The 14,778-nt window shown below is 71.7% G+C and carries 13 protein-coding genes; 3 read left to right on the plus strand and 10 right to left on the minus strand.

The window, feature by feature from the left end:
• Window positions 1–6: 6 nt before the first annotated feature.
• The 5 genes from ACQEU8_RS18490 to ACQEU8_RS18510 form a co-directional block, all read right to left on the minus strand.
• Complete coding sequence (locus ACQEU8_RS18490) at window positions 7–2,016, minus strand: copper resistance protein CopC (RefSeq protein WP_433101932.1); 2,010 nt, start codon at window positions 2,014–2,016, stop codon at window positions 7–9.
• Between the two features lie 131 nt (window positions 2,017–2,147).
• On the minus strand, window positions 2,148–2,645 hold the full coding sequence (locus ACQEU8_RS18495) for a copper chaperone PCu(A)C (RefSeq protein ID WP_433101934.1): 498 nt from the start codon (window positions 2,643–2,645) through the stop codon (window positions 2,148–2,150).
• Window positions 2,642–3,304, minus strand: a complete 663-nt coding sequence (locus ACQEU8_RS18500) for an SCO family protein (protein ID WP_433101936.1) — start codon at window positions 3,302–3,304, stop codon at window positions 2,642–2,644. The genes ACQEU8_RS18495 and ACQEU8_RS18500 overlap by 4 nt, the downstream gene beginning before the upstream one ends.
• 164 nt (window positions 3,305–3,468) lie before the next feature.
• Entirely contained in the window at window positions 3,469–4,194 is a 726-nt protein-coding gene (locus ACQEU8_RS18505; protein ID WP_433101938.1) for a YcnI family copper-binding membrane protein, read from the minus strand.
• A gap of 179 nt (window positions 4,195–4,373) precedes the next feature.
• Complete coding sequence (locus tag ACQEU8_RS18510; protein WP_433101940.1) at window positions 4,374–5,249, minus strand: hypothetical protein; 876 nt, start codon at window positions 5,247–5,249, stop codon at window positions 4,374–4,376.
• A gap of 291 nt (window positions 5,250–5,540) precedes the next feature.
• Between ACQEU8_RS18510 and ACQEU8_RS18515 the strand changes: the two genes are divergently transcribed.
• Window positions 5,541–5,984: an ATP-binding protein gene (locus tag ACQEU8_RS18515; protein ID WP_433101942.1), complete on the plus strand. Its 444-nt coding sequence runs from the start codon at window positions 5,541–5,543 to the stop codon at window positions 5,982–5,984.
• Between the two features lie 15 nt (window positions 5,985–5,999).
• On the opposite strand, the gene ACQEU8_RS18520 is transcribed toward ACQEU8_RS18515, so the two are convergent.
• The 3 genes from ACQEU8_RS18520 to ACQEU8_RS18530 all read right to left on the minus strand — a co-directional run bounded on the left by ACQEU8_RS18520 (window position 6,000) and on the right by ACQEU8_RS18530 (window position 10,501).
• A complete protein-coding gene (locus tag ACQEU8_RS18520; RefSeq protein ID WP_433102509.1) occupies window positions 6,000–7,049 on the minus strand; it encodes a PP2C family protein-serine/threonine phosphatase in 1,050 nt (349 codons plus the stop codon).
• A 215-nt stretch (window positions 7,050–7,264) separates the two neighbouring features.
• Complete coding sequence (locus ACQEU8_RS18525) at window positions 7,265–8,704, minus strand: aminopeptidase P family protein (RefSeq protein ID WP_433101944.1); 1,440 nt, start codon at window positions 8,702–8,704, stop codon at window positions 7,265–7,267.
• 159 nt (window positions 8,705–8,863) lie between these two features.
• Complete coding sequence (locus tag ACQEU8_RS18530; protein ID WP_433101946.1) at window positions 8,864–10,501, minus strand: PP2C family protein-serine/threonine phosphatase; 1,638 nt, start codon at window positions 10,499–10,501, stop codon at window positions 8,864–8,866.
• Between the two features lie 676 nt (window positions 10,502–11,177).
• Here ACQEU8_RS18530 and ACQEU8_RS18535 point away from each other — a divergent pair.
• Both ACQEU8_RS18535 and ACQEU8_RS18540 read left to right on the plus strand, forming a co-directional pair.
• Window positions 11,178–11,900, plus strand: a complete 723-nt coding sequence (locus tag ACQEU8_RS18535) for a bifunctional DNA primase/polymerase (protein WP_433101948.1) — start codon at window positions 11,178–11,180, stop codon at window positions 11,898–11,900.
• 218 nt (window positions 11,901–12,118) lie between these two features.
• Window positions 12,119–12,712 carry a hypothetical protein gene (locus ACQEU8_RS18540; protein WP_433101950.1) on the plus strand — a complete coding sequence of 198 codons (594 nt, stop codon included), beginning with the start codon at window positions 12,119–12,121 and terminating at the stop codon, window positions 12,710–12,712.
• 237 nt (window positions 12,713–12,949) lie between these two features.
• Here the strand turns inward: ACQEU8_RS18540 and ACQEU8_RS18545 are convergent, their stop codons facing one another.
• Together ACQEU8_RS18545 and ACQEU8_RS18550 are read right to left on the minus strand one after the other, a co-directional pair.
• Window positions 12,950–13,960, minus strand: coding sequence for a DUF5926 family protein (locus ACQEU8_RS18545; RefSeq protein WP_433101952.1), 1,011 nt, complete (start codon window positions 13,958–13,960; stop codon window positions 12,950–12,952).
• A 164-nt stretch (window positions 13,961–14,124) separates the two neighbouring features.
• Window positions 14,125–14,679 carry an ATP-binding protein gene (locus ACQEU8_RS18550; protein ID WP_433102511.1) on the minus strand — a complete coding sequence of 185 codons (555 nt, stop codon included), beginning with the start codon at window positions 14,677–14,679 and terminating at the stop codon, window positions 14,125–14,127.
• Window positions 14,680–14,778: the final 99 nt, after the last annotated feature.

Consider the following 14,778-nt stretch of genomic DNA (forward strand, 5'->3'; position numbering starts at 1 on the left):
TCCGGCTCAGCCGATGGTGGCGGTCGTGGTCTCGGTGACCTGGTCGATGTCGGAGGTGCGGACGGTGACCGCGACCTTCCATTTTCCGGCCATGGGCAGCTGCAGCCCGGCGGTCTTCCAGTGTCCCTTCTCGCCCTTGACCGGCTTGAGGGCTGCGGGCAGCGGGCCGAGGTCCTTGGCCGGCAGCGTGAAGGTGGCCTTCACCTCGCGTGCCTCCACGGGCTTGCCGCTGGGGCTGGTGGTGCGCAGCTCCAGGGCGTTCTCGCCGCTGGTGCCCGGCTCGATCTCCAGCTCGGCGGTGCCCTTGCCGCCCGGGCCGCCCGTGTCGAACGGCACCTTCACATCCACCGGTCCCGAGGGCTGGTTCTGTGCGGCGCTGCCCGCCTCCCGTACCCGCTCCTCGGTCCGGCCCGGCTCGGTGCCGGTCAGGACGGTGGTGACGGCCAGCAGGACGACGGCGACGGTCGCCTCGGTCAGCACCGAACGGCGCAGCCCGCTGCGCTGCGGATCGGCCTCCCGCTCCTGACGGCGCCTGGCCGCCGCGGCGGCCGCCCGCTGCCGCGCCAGCTGCGCGGCCCGCACCGGGTCGGCGGGGTGGCTTTCCGGGGCATGGGACGCGCCCTGTGCGGACGTGCGGACAGTGGCCCGTTCCGGGTCGCGCCGACCCGGGACGGCTGCCGTACGGGTGGAGGCTTCGACCCGTTCGGACACCGCGCTCTGTTCTGCTTTTTCCGCCTCTGCCGGGACGTCGGTCAACCTGGTTGTCCACCGTCGGGAGAACCAGCCGACGGACACCAGCGCCCCCACCAGGACGACCTTCAGGATCAGCAGCTGCCCGTACGAGGTGTCCGTCAGCGCACGCCACGACCCCACCTGGCGCCACGACTGGTACAGCCCGGTGGCGGCCAGCACGGTGACACAGCTGAACGCCAGCCGGGAGAACCGCCGCACCGATGTGCCCGAGGGGGCGGGGCCCCAGCGCAGCAGGCAGAACAGCGCGGCGAGACCGCCCAGCCACAGTGCGACAGCGAGCAGGTGCAGCACGTCGACGGGCATCGCCAGCCAGGTCTGGATACCGGTGGATGCGTGCTCGGCCATCGCCCAGCTCGCCGCCAGACCGGCCGCCACCAAGGTGCCGCCGATGGACAGTCCGAAGAACAGGTCCCGCTGCTGCCGCGCGGCCTCCTCGCCCTCCACAGCGCCCGCCGTCCCGCCCTCATCCGCGGCGTCGCCCTCTCCAGCGGCACCGTCCGGCCCACTGCGCCGTGCGTACGCGCCGAAGAGCACCGAGACGAACAGTGCTGCCGCCGCGAGCAGCAGCAGCCGGGACACCAGCGCGGCGCCCGGCTTGGTGCCCACCACGTCCTTGAGCCCGCCCAGATCGACGACATCGGCGAGCCCTCCCGAGCCGGTGTAGGGGCCGCGCAGCAGCAACAGCGCCAGCGTCGACGCCGTCAGAATGCTCCAGCCGGTGACCGTCAGCCGCTGCACCGCCCGCGAGGAGGCGGCCCGCGGTGAGCACAGCAGCACGAACGCCGCACCGCCCACCAGCAGTACGAAACCCGCGTAGGCGGCGTACCGGCCGAGCCCGTAGAGGGTGCCAACAGCTCCGCCGTCCGCGTTCCCGTCCTGCTGCGGCGTCGCCACGCTCGTCTTGGACGGCTTGCCGACCGAGAAGGTGAACGCGCCGGAGACGGGATGGCTGTCCGCCGAGACGGTCTGCCAGGCGACGGTGTAGGTGCCCTTGCCGAGCCCCGACCGGAGCGAGACGGCACGCCGCACCTTGCCGCCGGTGCCGGTGTCGCGGACCTTGCCGGTGTCGACCCGCTTGCCGCGCGGGTCGAGCACCCGGACGGCACCGTCGGACATGGCCACGCCCTCCGAGAAGTCGAGCGTGACCTGCCGGGGCGCGTCGCGCACCACCGAGCCCTCCGCGGGATCGCTGCCCGTCAGCGCGGCGTGCGCCCCCGCCGGGCCCGCGGCAGTCAGTACCCCCAGCAGTGCGACGGCAGCCATGACGAGGACCGACAGCACGCGTGAGGCGGCGGAGCGAGGAGCGGCGGAACGGGGAGCAGCACAGCGGGAGACCGCACAGCGGACAGCTGTGCGGAAGGGAGCTCGGGGGGTGGACGGCACGCCTGCGAACCTCACTTCTCGGGTGTGTAGTTCGTCGCTTCGACGGGGGCCTTGACCGTGACGGAACCGGACCGCGTGAAGTGCAGCACGAAGGTGACCGTCTGGCCCTTGGTCGGCTTGCGCTCCAGTTCCATGAGCATCAGATGGTTGCCGCCGCGCCCCAGCCGGAGAGTGCCGTGGGCGGGCACGGGCAGCGACTTCACCCGCTGCATCTGCTGTTCGACGGTCTTGTGCATCTCGACCTTGCCCGCGACATCGCTGGAGACGGAGGTCAGCTTGTCGGCCTTGTCGCCGCCGTTGCGTACGGTCAGGAAGCCGCCGGCCGTCTCCTTCGTCGGCGGCTGCGGTACGTAGGCGCCGCTGACCTTCAGCTCGGGGTGGCCGTCACCTTTGGTGGCAGCGTCCTTCTCGCCGGAGGAGCAGGCGGCCAGGGCGAACGACAGTGCAACACCGAGCGCCACGGCGGCCAACGGTCGGCGGGGGCGGGGGTCGAGGAGCCGGGCGGTCACGGGTTCTTCCCCTCGATGATCTTGGGCAGGTCCTTCTCGAGGATCTCCGGCGTGGTGTTGTCCTCGGTGTAGAGGACGTGCGCCTTGTCGTCCTTGGGGGAGAAGGCGAGCAGCTGCGCTCCGTGCGTGGAGACGATGTCGCCGTTCTTCTTCTTGTACGAGGGCTCGATGCTGATGCCCACGCTGCGGGCGCCCGCCTGGATGGTGTCGAAGTCGCCGGTCAGCCCGACGAAGGACGGGTCCTGGCCGTGCAGCCACTTCCCGAGCTCTTTGGGGGTGTCCCGCTTTGGGTCGCTGGTGATGAAGACGACCCGCAGCTTCTTCTTCTGCTCCGGCGACAGCTTGGACTTGGCCACCGAGATGTTGCTCATGGTGAGCGGGCAGATGTCCGGGCAGTGGGTGTACCCGAAGTAGAGCAGCGTGGGGTGGCCCTTGGTCTCCTTGATCAGGTCGTAGCTCTTGCCGCGGGTGTCGGTGAGCGTCAGATCGGGCTTTTCGAAGGCCTGGTCGAGGACCGTGCTGCCCTTCTGCTGCTTCTTCTCGACAGACGCCGGCTTGTCAGCGGCCTTGCCGCCGTCGTCGGAGCCGCAGCCCGCCAGGGCGAGCGCGGCGGCTGTGGCGAAGGCGGCAGCTGCCGCGGCTGTTCTCGTGGAGCGCATAGTGCTTGTCCGCATCGTGCAGTAGGGATTGTGATCGTGCGGTGAGGGTTCGTGCAGAGGGTGGGTGCGAGGGGGAGGTCCGGGTGGTGCGGCCGGGCGACGGGCGCCGGACCGCACCACCGTGCGGAACGTACGGGCCCCTGAGGGAACGTACGGGCCCCGGGTCAGGCCGAGCGACGCCGCCCCGCCAGGACGCCGAAGGCGACGCCCGCGACCCCGACGACGATGCCCACCACGCCGAGCACCCGCGCCGTGGTGTCGGAGCCGGAACCGGAGTCGCTGTCGGAGGAGGCCGCGGTCTTCTCGGTGGCCCTGGAGTCGTCCGCTGAGGCGCCCGAGGCGGCCTTGTCCTCGTCCTCGGCGGCGGTGAGCTTCAGCACCGGTGCCGGGTTCTCGGGCTCCGCCGCGCCCTCCTTCGGCTCCTCGATCCACCGCACGACGTCGTCGTTGTCGTAGGTCTGCAGGGCCTTGAACACCAACTGGTCGGTTTCCTCGGGAAGTTGCCCCATGGATACGGGGAACTGCTGGAACTGACCCGGCTCGACCTTGCCGCCGCTCCAGGTCACCTTGGAGACGGCCTCGGTGATCTTCTCGCCGTGCATCTCGATCGGCTTGTCCAGCTTCTTCTTCTCGACCTTGATGTCCCAGCCGGGTACGGGCTGCGGCATCACGGAGGCCAGCGGGTGGTCCGTCGGGAAGGTGACCTCCAGCTTGACGGTGGACGAGTCGTCCTTCTCGTTCGGCACCTTGAAGTTGACGGTGCTGTAACCGCCCTTCGCGGCCTCCTCCGGGTCGACGCTGACGTGCGCCGAGGCCGGCCCCGCGACCAGCAGTACGGTCCCGGCGGCGAGCGCGCAGACAGTCGCGGCGCGGCGGTTGGCGATCTTCATGAGTGAGCTCCTGGGAGACACGGCCTGCGATACGCAGGACCGAGTGACATGACATGCGGAGGGCGGGCACGCGGGCGCGCGAGGCCCGCACCGCGCCGCTGCCATGGCAGGGCCGCCCCCTGCCCCGTCGAGCGGGGGCGGGGACGGTCCGGTCCCGGTGAGCGTCGTGAGGCGGTGCGTCAGGCCGCGAGCGCGAAAGTGTCCGCCGGCCGCGCGGGCGGGCCGCGTCGGTGGACGGAGTGCTGGAGCAGCAGCGGCTGAGGCGGCGTCTCGTCGTCAGGCCGCGCGAAGCGGGCCCGCACGGGCGCCCAGGGCAGCAGTCCGGTGTGCAGGGCCCGTACGAAGGCCAGGGCGGTACGCAGGGCGAGCGCGGCCACCAGCTCGTCCGCAGCGGCAGCGGCGTCGGACGACAGCCGCACCAGCCGCCACAGCGCGGCCTCGCCCCGCCGCAGCATCCAGCCGAGCAGCAGCCCGGCGCACAGGTGCCCGAGCAGCATCGGCACCTCGCACATCCCGACAGCGGCCCGCGCGGCTTCGCGCAGACAGTCGAGCGGTGTGTCAGGGAAGGGCATCGTGGCGGCGGCGTGGTGTCCGGCGTGCTCTCCCCCACCGCCCGTGCCGCTGCCTCCCGCAGCGACAGCGGCGTGCGGGTCGAGCCCGGCGCGGGCGACGACCTGCCGTGCCTCGGTCTCGCTCATGCCCATCGCGCTGTCGTTGCACAGCAGCTTCCCGGCGAGTGCCCGTACGCCGCCCGCTTCCTGGCCGGCGGTCGCCCCGGCGGCTGCCGTCGGGGCGTGCTGTGCGCCGCCGCCCATCGAGAACGTCAGGTGCAGGGCGACCTGCCCCAGCGAGAGAAGCCCCGCGATGCCGGGCAGCGAACGCTCCCGCCCGGCCAGCGCGACAGCGATCACGAACACGCAGCCGAAGCCCAGCGCCAGGGTTCCGAAGGGAAGCACGGCGTCGGCGGCGAGCAGATGCCCGGCAGCGGACACGGTGACACAGACCGCGGCGAACACCGCGGCCCGCAGCAGTCTCAGGTCCGCACCGGCAGTCATGGCCGCGCCATCATCTCACCGCCGTTCCACCCTGCACACAGCAGGGCCACACCCGCTCCACCGCCGCTCAACCACCCCACTGGTGCGCCGCGCCAGGTTGCCGAGGGTGCCCTCCGTCGGCAGGGGGCGCGCACCCTGGGCCGCGCTTCCGCCGTACCGCATGTAGTGCCCCTGGCCCCGCACCTGGCGCTGCTCCCCTCCGCCGTACGGGGGTCATCGTGACGGCACCGCGTAGTGCTGGTACGCGCAGGCAATAGGTAATCCGTGTGTCGAGCCGCATGGAGGGTGAGCATGAGCAGCCTGTGGTGGTCTCTCCGGCTACGGCGCGAAGCCGCCAGTGTGCCGCTCGCGCGACAGCTCCTGCTGAGCTCGATGGCCTCGGCCGGTGTCGACCCGGATGTGGCCTACGACATGTGCCTCGCCCTGTCCGAGGCGTGCGCGAACGCCGTCGAGCACGGCAGCACCGCGGGTGACATGGTCGGTGCGTACCGTGTCTCCGCGTATCTGGAGGGCAATCGCTGCCGCATCGAGGTGGCGGACACCGGCCCCGGCTTCCCCGCCGGATACGCACCGACGCGCTGCGCGAACGAGGCGGAGAGCGGGCGGGGACTGTTCCTGATCGAGTCCCTCGCCGACCACGTACGGTTCCGCAACCGGCCCGGACAGGGCGGTGCGGTCGTCAGCTTCGACAAGGTCCTCGCCCGCCGCGACGGACACCTGATGACCGCCTCCTGACCCCGCCGACGCCCCTCAGGCCGCGCCTGCGGCCGACGGCGCGGACGGTGCAGCAGTGCTGTTCCTGTAGCGCAGCAGCAGCATGGCCGCGTCGTCGTGCAGCGGGGAGCGTACGTGCTCCTGGATGTCCTGCCGTACGGCCTCCAGCGCACCCTCCGCATCGGTGTCCTTGAGCAGATGGGCGCGCTCGTTCAGCGGGTAGAAACGGTTGTCCGGGTCGCGGGCCTCGGTGACGCCGTCGGTGTACAGCAGCAGTTGGTCGCCCGGCGCGAACGGCACCTCGTGCGGGCGCGGCGGCTCGCTGCCGTGCAGGCCCAGCCCCAGCGGCAGGGAGCGCTGCGGTGGCTCCGCGAAGTACACACTGCCGTCCTGCCGGACAGCCAGCGGCGCCGGGTGCCCGAAGTTGAGCAGTGTCGCGGTCTGGACGTGCGCCCCGTGCGGCACCTCGGCCAGCACCGCCGTCACGAACTTCTCGCCCAGCAGATGCCGGGCCAGGGCCCGTTCCAGGCGCTCTCCGACGGCCGGCAGGTCCGGCTCGTCGTAGGCGGCCTCACGGAACGCGCCGAGCACCACGGCGGCCGTCTCCACCGCCTCCAGGCCCTTGCCCTGGACGTCCCCGATGATGACGCGCACTCCGTGCGGCGAGGTGACCACCTCGTACAGGTCGCCACCGATCCGCGCCTCGGCGACGGCCGAGGTGTAGGAGACGGCGACCCGCAGCCGTCCGGCGCCGCGCGGCACCGGGCGCAGCAGCACCCGCTGGGCGGCCTCCGCGATGGAGCGCACATTGGCCAGCTCGGCCTCCCGCTTCTGCCGCATCGCGGTCGCCACCAGCGCGGCCACCGAGACACCCGCGACGGAGATCAGCGTCGCGTTGCCGCGCCGTTCGCCGAACTGGTCGTTGTAGAGGCTCAGCGCGATCGACAGCGCCATCGCCAGCGCACCGACCAGCGCGGTACGCCGCTTGCCGCCGGTGAGCCCGGCGAACGCGGGACCGAGCGCCATCATCGGCTGCACCCCGATGCCGGGTCCGCCCGTCAGATCAGCGGCACCGACCACACCCATGGCGAGGAAGGGGAACGCGGACAGCAGTCCGGTCCGCAGCCGGGAGACCAATGCGTGCTCTCTTCCTGGTCGGTGACCTCGCTCAGCAGGCTCGTGCCGTGACGTCGTCTCCCGTCCTCGCCGCTGTGCTCGAATAATCGTGGGCTGCCGCCCGGTCGGGGACCGCATGGGCGCGGTGCGACCGGGCGGTGCCGTCAGCTCGGGTCCGCCCGGGCTCACGCCCGCAGCTTCGCCATCCAGCTCTCCACCTCGGAACTGCTGCGCGGCAGTGCGGCGGACAGGTTCCGGTTGCCGTCCTCGGTGACCAGGATGTCGTCCTCGATGCGCACCCCGATGCCGCGGTACTCCTCGGGCACCGTCTCGTCGTCCGCCTGGAAGTACAGCCCGGGCTCCACCGTCAGGCACATGCCCGGCTCCAGCGTGCCCTCGGCGTACGTCTCCCGGCGGGCGACCGCGCAGTCGTGCACGTCCATGCCGAGCATGTGGCCGGTGCCGTGCAGCGTCCAGCGCCGCTGGAGGCCCAGCTCCAGCACACGCTCCACCGGGCCCTCCACCAGACCCCACTCGACCAGCCTGGTGGCGAGCACGCGCTGTGCCGCCTCGTGGAAGTCGAGGTACTTGGCACCCGGCTTGACGGCGGCGATGCCCGCCTCCTGCGCCTCGTACACCGCGTCGTAGATCTTGCGCTGCAGCTCGGTGAAGCGGCCGTTGACCGGCAGGGTGCGGGTCACATCGGCGGTGTAGAGGGTGTGGGTCTCCACGCCGGCGTCGAGCAGCAGCAGCTCGCCCGAGCGCACCGGGCCGTCGTTGCGCATCCAGTGCAGCGTGGTGGCGTGCGGCCCGGCCGCGCAGATGGAGCCGTAGCCGACGTCGTTGCCCTCCACCCGGGCGCGCAGGAAGAACGTGCCCTCGATGTAGCGCTCGGAGGTGGCCTCCGCCTTGTCGAGGACCCGTACGACGTCCTCGAAGCCGCGCACTGTCGAGTCGACGGCCTTCTGCAGCTCGCCGATCTCGAACTCGTCCTTGACCAGCCGCATCTCGGACAGGAAGCCCCGAAGCTCCTCGTCCCGCTCGGCGGTCACCTTGTCCGCCAGCGCCGCCTCGATCCCGGCGTCGTACCCGCGTACGACCCGCACCGGTCCTGTGGCCTCGCGGAGCTTGTCGGCCACTGTGCGCACGTCGGCGCAGGGCAGGCCGTAGAGCTTCTCGCTCTCGGTGAGGCTGTGCCGGCGGCCGACCCACAGCTCGCCCTGGCCGTCCAGCCAGAACTCGCCGTTCTCCCGGTCGGAGCGGGGCAGGAGGTAGAGCGTGGCCTCGTGGCCGTGCGCACCGGTGGGCTCCAGTACCAGGACGCCGTCCTCGGTCTGGTTGCCGGACAGGTAGGCGTATTCGACGGACGACCTGAAGGGGTACTCGGTGTCGTTGGACCGGGTCTTGAGGTTGCCCGCCGGGATGACCAGACGCTCGCCAGGGAAACGCGCCGACAGCCGCTCGCGCCGCTCGGCAAGCTCGGTGGCCTGCGCGATGGGCTCCAGATCACGCAGCTCGGTGTCGCCCCAGCCGGACTTCATGTTCTCGGCGAGCTCGTCGGAGACGCCCGTGTACAGGCTGTTCTTCCGCTGCTTGATCGGCTGCTCGTCAGCGGCGTCTGCCACGTCTGCCTCCTCTTCGACGGATAAAACCACCTTCCATCGTATGGGTGGCGCCCGGCTGGTCCACAGTCGTGCGGATGTGACGTTCGGCTGTACGAATGTGAGGTTCGGCGGCGCGGTACGGGCGCGCGCGGCGCGGATCACGGCGCGAGGGCGCGCCCTTCAGAAACGGGCCGCCAGCAGTACGACGTCCTCGGGGTGGTCCGGCAGATCGGCCAGCGGACCGGGCAGCACCGTGCGCAGCACATGGTCGACGAGCGCGTCCGGGTCCTCCCGTGCGGCGCGCGGCGCCGATGCGGCGGCCGAGCGCAGCCGGGCGAAGGCGCGGTCCATGGAGTGCCCCGTACGGTGCAGCAGTCCGTCCGTGTAGCACAGAAGCGTTTCGCCTTCCCGCAGGACGATCTCCGCGCTCGGCGCCTCCCAGCACGCCAGCATCCCCAGCGGTGCCGAGACGGCGGTCTCCACCGGTTCGATCCGCCGGGGCCCGACGATCAGCGGCGCACAGTGCCCCGCTCCGGCGAGCAGGATCTTGCGGGTGGCGGGCTCGGCGTAGGCGAACAGCGCGGTAGCCGAACAGGACGGCTCGGTCAGCCGCAGCAGCAGTTCCAGGTCGGACAGCACGGCGACCGGGTCCTCGCCCTCCATCACCGCGTACGCGCGCAGGGAAGCGCGCAGCCGCCCCATCGCGGCCACCGCTGCCGGTCCGCTGCCGGTGACCCCGCCCACCGCGAGTCCCACGGCCCGGTCGGGCAGCGGCAGCGCGTCATACCAGTCACCGCCGCCGCACGGGCCCGTACGGTGCCGTACCGCGAGCGACACCCCGGGGACGCGGGGCAGGGCGCTGGGCAGCAGCTCCTCACCGAGGGTGGCCATGTCGGCGCGGGTACGGGCGAGTTCGCCCAGCCGGGCGCAGTGCTCAGTGGCGTGCCGCAGATAGCTGCCGAGCAGCTCCCGCTGGCGGGGGGTGGGCTCGCCTGGTTCGTCGTAGAGCCAGACGGCGGCGCCCAGCCGGGTGCCGGACTCGGTGGTGAGCGGCACGGCGTAGGTGGCCGCGTAGCCGAGACGGGCCGCGACCTCCCGGTGCCGGGGGGCGAGGTCCTGGTCGGCGGCGATGTCGGGGCAGGCGATGCCGCGGGCCGGGGCGAGCGCCGGTGGCGCGTCGGAGAGGACGGCGCCGTCGTCGGGGGCGGGGCCGTCGCTGTTGCCGGGCCCGTACGGCCGATCGGTCTCGGCCGGTTCGTCCTTCTCGGCCACCTCGAAGGGCGCTGCTTCCGCATCCAAGGGCCCTGCTTCCGCGTCGAGGATGCGTGCGTACGCGGCCGAGGAGCGCGGGACGGTCTCGATCTGGCCCAGATCGGCGCGGCCGAGACCGAGGCCGATGGTGCGTTCGGGGGCGCGGCCCGGTGTGCTGGAGGGCTCGCTTCCGGGGTCGGTGCCGGGTTCGAGCGCGATCATGCCCCGGGGGGCGCCCAGCAGCGCGGAACCGGCGCGCAGGGTCTCGCGCAGCGCGGTGTCGAGGCTGGTGGTGCGGACGAGCCGAGTGGTGAGGTCGTGGAGCGAGGAGAGGTCGCAGATCCGGTTGCGGTCGGCCAGTGAGCTTCCGGTCCCGGGGGGAACGGTCTGTGCGGACGGATCCGCTGCGGACGCGGCAGACGCCGGGGAGGTGGCGGGTCCCGGGGGTGTTGTGGACGCCGTGGGCGCGGCGGGTGCCGCAGCGGAGGAGGCCGCTGCGGTTGTCGAGGAGTTCGAGGAAACCGCTGGTTGGATTCCAGCCACTTTCGGCAGGTGCGGGGAGGTCATGGGCGGCGGCTCAGGCTGCGGGTGAACTGTCCCAATAGCATCGCAAACCCCCATGTCATGCTGCTCCGCTATCAATGCCACTACATCTACACATGCCGTTGAGGCATGTCCAGCACGTGCGCTGCGGTGCCGAGAATGTCCGGAGGACGGACCCACCTCACGGGGGCTGGCCGAGGCATGGAAAGATTGGCGAAAAATCGCCCACGTGGCGTGCATACTGCTGTCGACTGAGGCCATTCGGCAGCGCGTTGGCACCGCCGTTGCGGGTACGGAACCCTGTGGGGAGTCATGGCGTCCTAGGGAGCAGCGGGCCCCGACCCGCCCGCTTCTTGCGGGAGGGCGCCAGTCGCAGGATTGCACCAGGCAGCACAGGCGCGGTACGAGCGGATTCTGGGGGGACCTCCCGGCCGGAGGCCGGGGGCGGTTCTCAGCAAGTAACGAGCAAGTGCAAGCAGCATCGGCGCAGGTGGCAGTCCACAGCGCGAACGCCATGTGTGCGCCACCCCCCGCCACGTTCCACGCTCGGCCCGCAGCATGATGCGCTGTTCGGCACGCACGGTCACCAGAGCTTCACGTGGTGTTTTGAGCTAGAGATCGGTTCGGCACGGCCAGTTGGCGATGTCCGCTGTGTTTGCGTAGTTGGCGTTGTTCGGTTCACGGAAAGGAACGAGCGCTTATGCGCGAGATCCTCGGAAGGCGCTCCCTCCGGGCCTGGGCGCAGCTCCAGGGCCGACGGTTCTGGGCGCGGTCCGGACGGTACAACCACAGGTCACCGATGCGGAGCACGGCGCTGGCCGCGGCCGTCGAGTGGCAGTGGCCAGTTGTTCCCGGCGCCGCGCTCGCGTCTCCGGGAACCCGCGGCGCTTCGGCCGTCTGCGCGTGTCCGGACCCCGAGTGCGTGGTGCCCGGAGCGCACCCCTTCGAGCCGGTGCTGCTGGCGGCCACCACCGACCCGACGATGGTGCGCTGGTGGTGGGAGAACCGACCTGACGCACCCGTCATCCTCGCGACGGGCGGCTCGGCGCCGTGCGCGCTGAGCCTCCCGGCCGTCGCCGGAGCGCGCGCCCTGGCCACGTTCGACCGCACCGGCGTCCGGGTCGGCCCGGTGATCGCGACACCCACCCGCTTCTCGGTGCTGGTCGAGCCCTACGCCCTCGAAGAGCTGGGCGAACTGCTGTACGCCCAGGACCGGGTGCCCAGTTCGCTGCGGTTCCACGGGGGCGGCGGCTACGTGGCACTCCCCGGTTCCCTCACCGGCGCGGGCAAGGTCCGCTGGGAGCGGGAGCCCGAACGTGGTGGCGAGGGGCGGCCGTGGCTGCCCCGGATGGAGACGCTGCTCGACGTACTGGTCGAGGAGAGCGCCGCGACGCCGGACAGCGGGAGCCGGCTGGCCTACTGAGGCTCGCCTGCCGAGGGATCCACGGACGCCGTCCCACTGGAGCGGGGGCTACTTGGGGCTTGGGAACGGGGAGCGTATTCACCCGTACGGGTAGGAGCCGACCGGAGTTGCAGGGGAAACGGGCCGACTGTCGCACCGGCGGCCCCTTGACCCCGATATGTTCACCTCATCAGTCGGCCCGGTCTCCCCTCCTCGTTCGTGTCCCAGGTGGGTCCCTCATGTACCAGCCGCAACAGCGCACCTCCAGGCTCCGTGTGGTCACGCTTGCCAGTGCGGTCGCGCTCGTCGGTGCACTGCCGCTCGCCGCGGCGGTGTCGGGCCAGGACGCGCGACTGGCGTCGAAGGCGTTCGAGGCCGCCCAGCCGCCCGCGCGCACCGATTCCGATGACACCGCACCCAAGGCGCACCCCTCCGATGTCCGCCCGTCGAAGAGAGATCGCCCGGCCGTTTCCTGCGGGCCGGAAATCGCCTCCCCCGAAGGTGTGGCAGCCCGCGCCTGCGTGTTGACCGACGACGGCGACACCTGGGCCCGCGCGTACTACCGCAACCCGACCGACCGCCGGTTGCCGGCCGTCCTCACCCTCCGAGGCCCTGACGGACGGACAGCGCGCGTGCACTGCACGCTGCGCGGCGGCGGCGCTCCAGACGTATGCGAGACGCCGCGCGGCCGTGGCGGGAAGGCCGCAGCGGCAGCTGAGGGCGCGTATGCGGCGGTGGTCGAGGTCGTCTCGGCGGACGGTGAGCGGCTGCTGCGGGCCGACAGCGGGTCACGGCCCTTCGGAGGCAACTCGCGGCAGCGCGGCGGAAGTTAACCCGCGGGCCCCGACGCCGTCCGGAGCCGGGCACAAAAAGAACCCGGTCGCTGGCGACGGGGGATGCACCAGCGACCGGGCTCCTAGAACGGTAACAAGAGATCGGCTGTTAGCAAATTCGATCGCCCAGATCCGGACGCCGATTTACCTGCGAGTAGGGCCCGTTGGGGCTCCAGTGTGACCGGAGTCACGGTCACGAATCCTCCGCAAACCCCGCGCCGAATCCGTCGAAAGCCTTCAGCTGAGCGTCACCTGACGGTTGGTGAGACCGCTGCGCGCCCTGCGCTCCTCGGCAGTCAGTGGTGCCGTCACCGCCAGTGCCTCCGCGAGCCGTTCGGCGAACGCGGCAGCGGGCTTCTCGCAGTCCTCGGAGCTCATCTGCGACGGAAGGTCCCACACCGGCACGGTCAGGCCGTGCGCACGGAAGGAGCCCACCAGGCGGGAGCCCTCGGTGTCGGCGTCGCCGCCAGGGTCGCCCAGGGCCGAGGCGCCGGCCGCGTGCAGCCGAGCGAGCGCATCCAGCAGCCGCTCCTCGGGGTGGGTCATCACCCAGCGCAGGTGGTTCTTCTCGGGCGCCTCGCACCAGTAGGCGCCCTCCACACCCGAGAGCCGGGCAGTCGGGATCGCGGCCGCGTTGGCGCTCTCCAACGACGCGGCCACCTCACCGGCCGGCTGCTCGTCACCGTCCAGCCAGAACTCGAACCCCGAGTGCACCTCTGGCTCGAACGGTGCGTTCAGGTCCAGCAGATCCTGAAGCCGCGGGCCGTCCGGCGCCGCCCGCCCCGCGTCGACAGGCGTGCCCGGCTCGGCCGCGAGCGCACGAGTGAGGGTGTCCGCCAGATCGCGGCTGATGTCACCGGACGCCGTGTCGTTCTGCAGGCCCAGCAGGATCTCGCCGTTGTCGCGGCGCAGCGCGGGCCACGCCATCGGCAGCACTGTCGCGAGCGTCACCGCGGGAACGCCCTCCGGCAGCCCGTCCTTGAGGGTGAGCCGCGCTGTGGCGGCGGGGACCAGCTCGCGCATCGCAACCCAGTCGCTCTCGTTCGGCAGGCCCTCGAACGGGCGACGCACCAGCTCGGTGGCCGCCTGTGCGGCCGCCCTGCCGTGGCACGCCTTGTAGCGGCGGCCCGAACCGCAGGGGCACGGCTGCCGGGCTCCCACCACCGGGTAGCTTCCGGCGGCTGCCGCGCCCGCGGAGGTTCCGGCGGGCGCCGCGGCGGCTGTCTGGGGTCGGCGCTTCTTTGCCATACGAGCGGTTCTCCAGGTATGCGGCGGTGTGTGGGCGCCGCGATACTAGTAGCTGGACGGCGCACGTCGCTGCCCGTGCGGCGTGCTTGCGCCGCGCCGCTTGCTTGTGCCGCTCCCGCTGGCTGTGCCCTCTCGCGTTACTGCGCCCTCGCCCTGGCAGTCGGCTACTTGAGCTCTTCCACGGAGGCGAGGTCGAATTCGCCGTCGAGGCTCCCGTCGAGGTCACCGTGCAGTCCGTCCTCGAGGCCGTCCAGGCTTGCGGCGACCCGGCCGCTGAACGAACTGTCCGGCCGCAGCACGGCCCAGACCGTCACTCCCGGGGGCTCGTCCGCGGGGGTGTCCGGCTCGGACCGTACGCCCCAGTCGCGGGCGAGGGCCGTGATGATGGCAAGTCCTCTGCCGCCGCGTGCGGTGACGGAGGGCTTGGCCGGAAGTGGGCGGGTCGGACCGCCGCCGTCCGTGACGGCGATGGTCACCTCCCCCCGAACGTCCCTGCGCCAGGACGCTCTGACGGTGTCGACCGGACTGCCTGTGCCGTTCGTGCCGGCCGTCGCCTCCTCGTGCAGCGGGCGTGCGTGTCGGCACGCGTTGCTGAGGAGTTCGGAAAGGATCAAGATCGCATCGTCGACGACCGTGTCGGGCGCGCCGCATGCGCGAAGCTCCTCGCGCATCCTGCGCCGTGCGACTCGTACACCCTGCGGACCATGGGGCACGGCCATGGTCGACGAAGTAGGCACCTCCTGTGCCACCACCAACGCCACCCCCGAGACCTCCTTTGCCCCACGCCATCGGGATGAATGCCCCAGTAGAGTGCGGCG

The sequence above is a fragment of the Streptomyces sp. CA-250714 genome (assembly GCF_050936705.1).
Classification (GTDB): Bacteria; Actinomycetota; Actinomycetes; order Streptomycetales; family Streptomycetaceae; genus Streptomyces.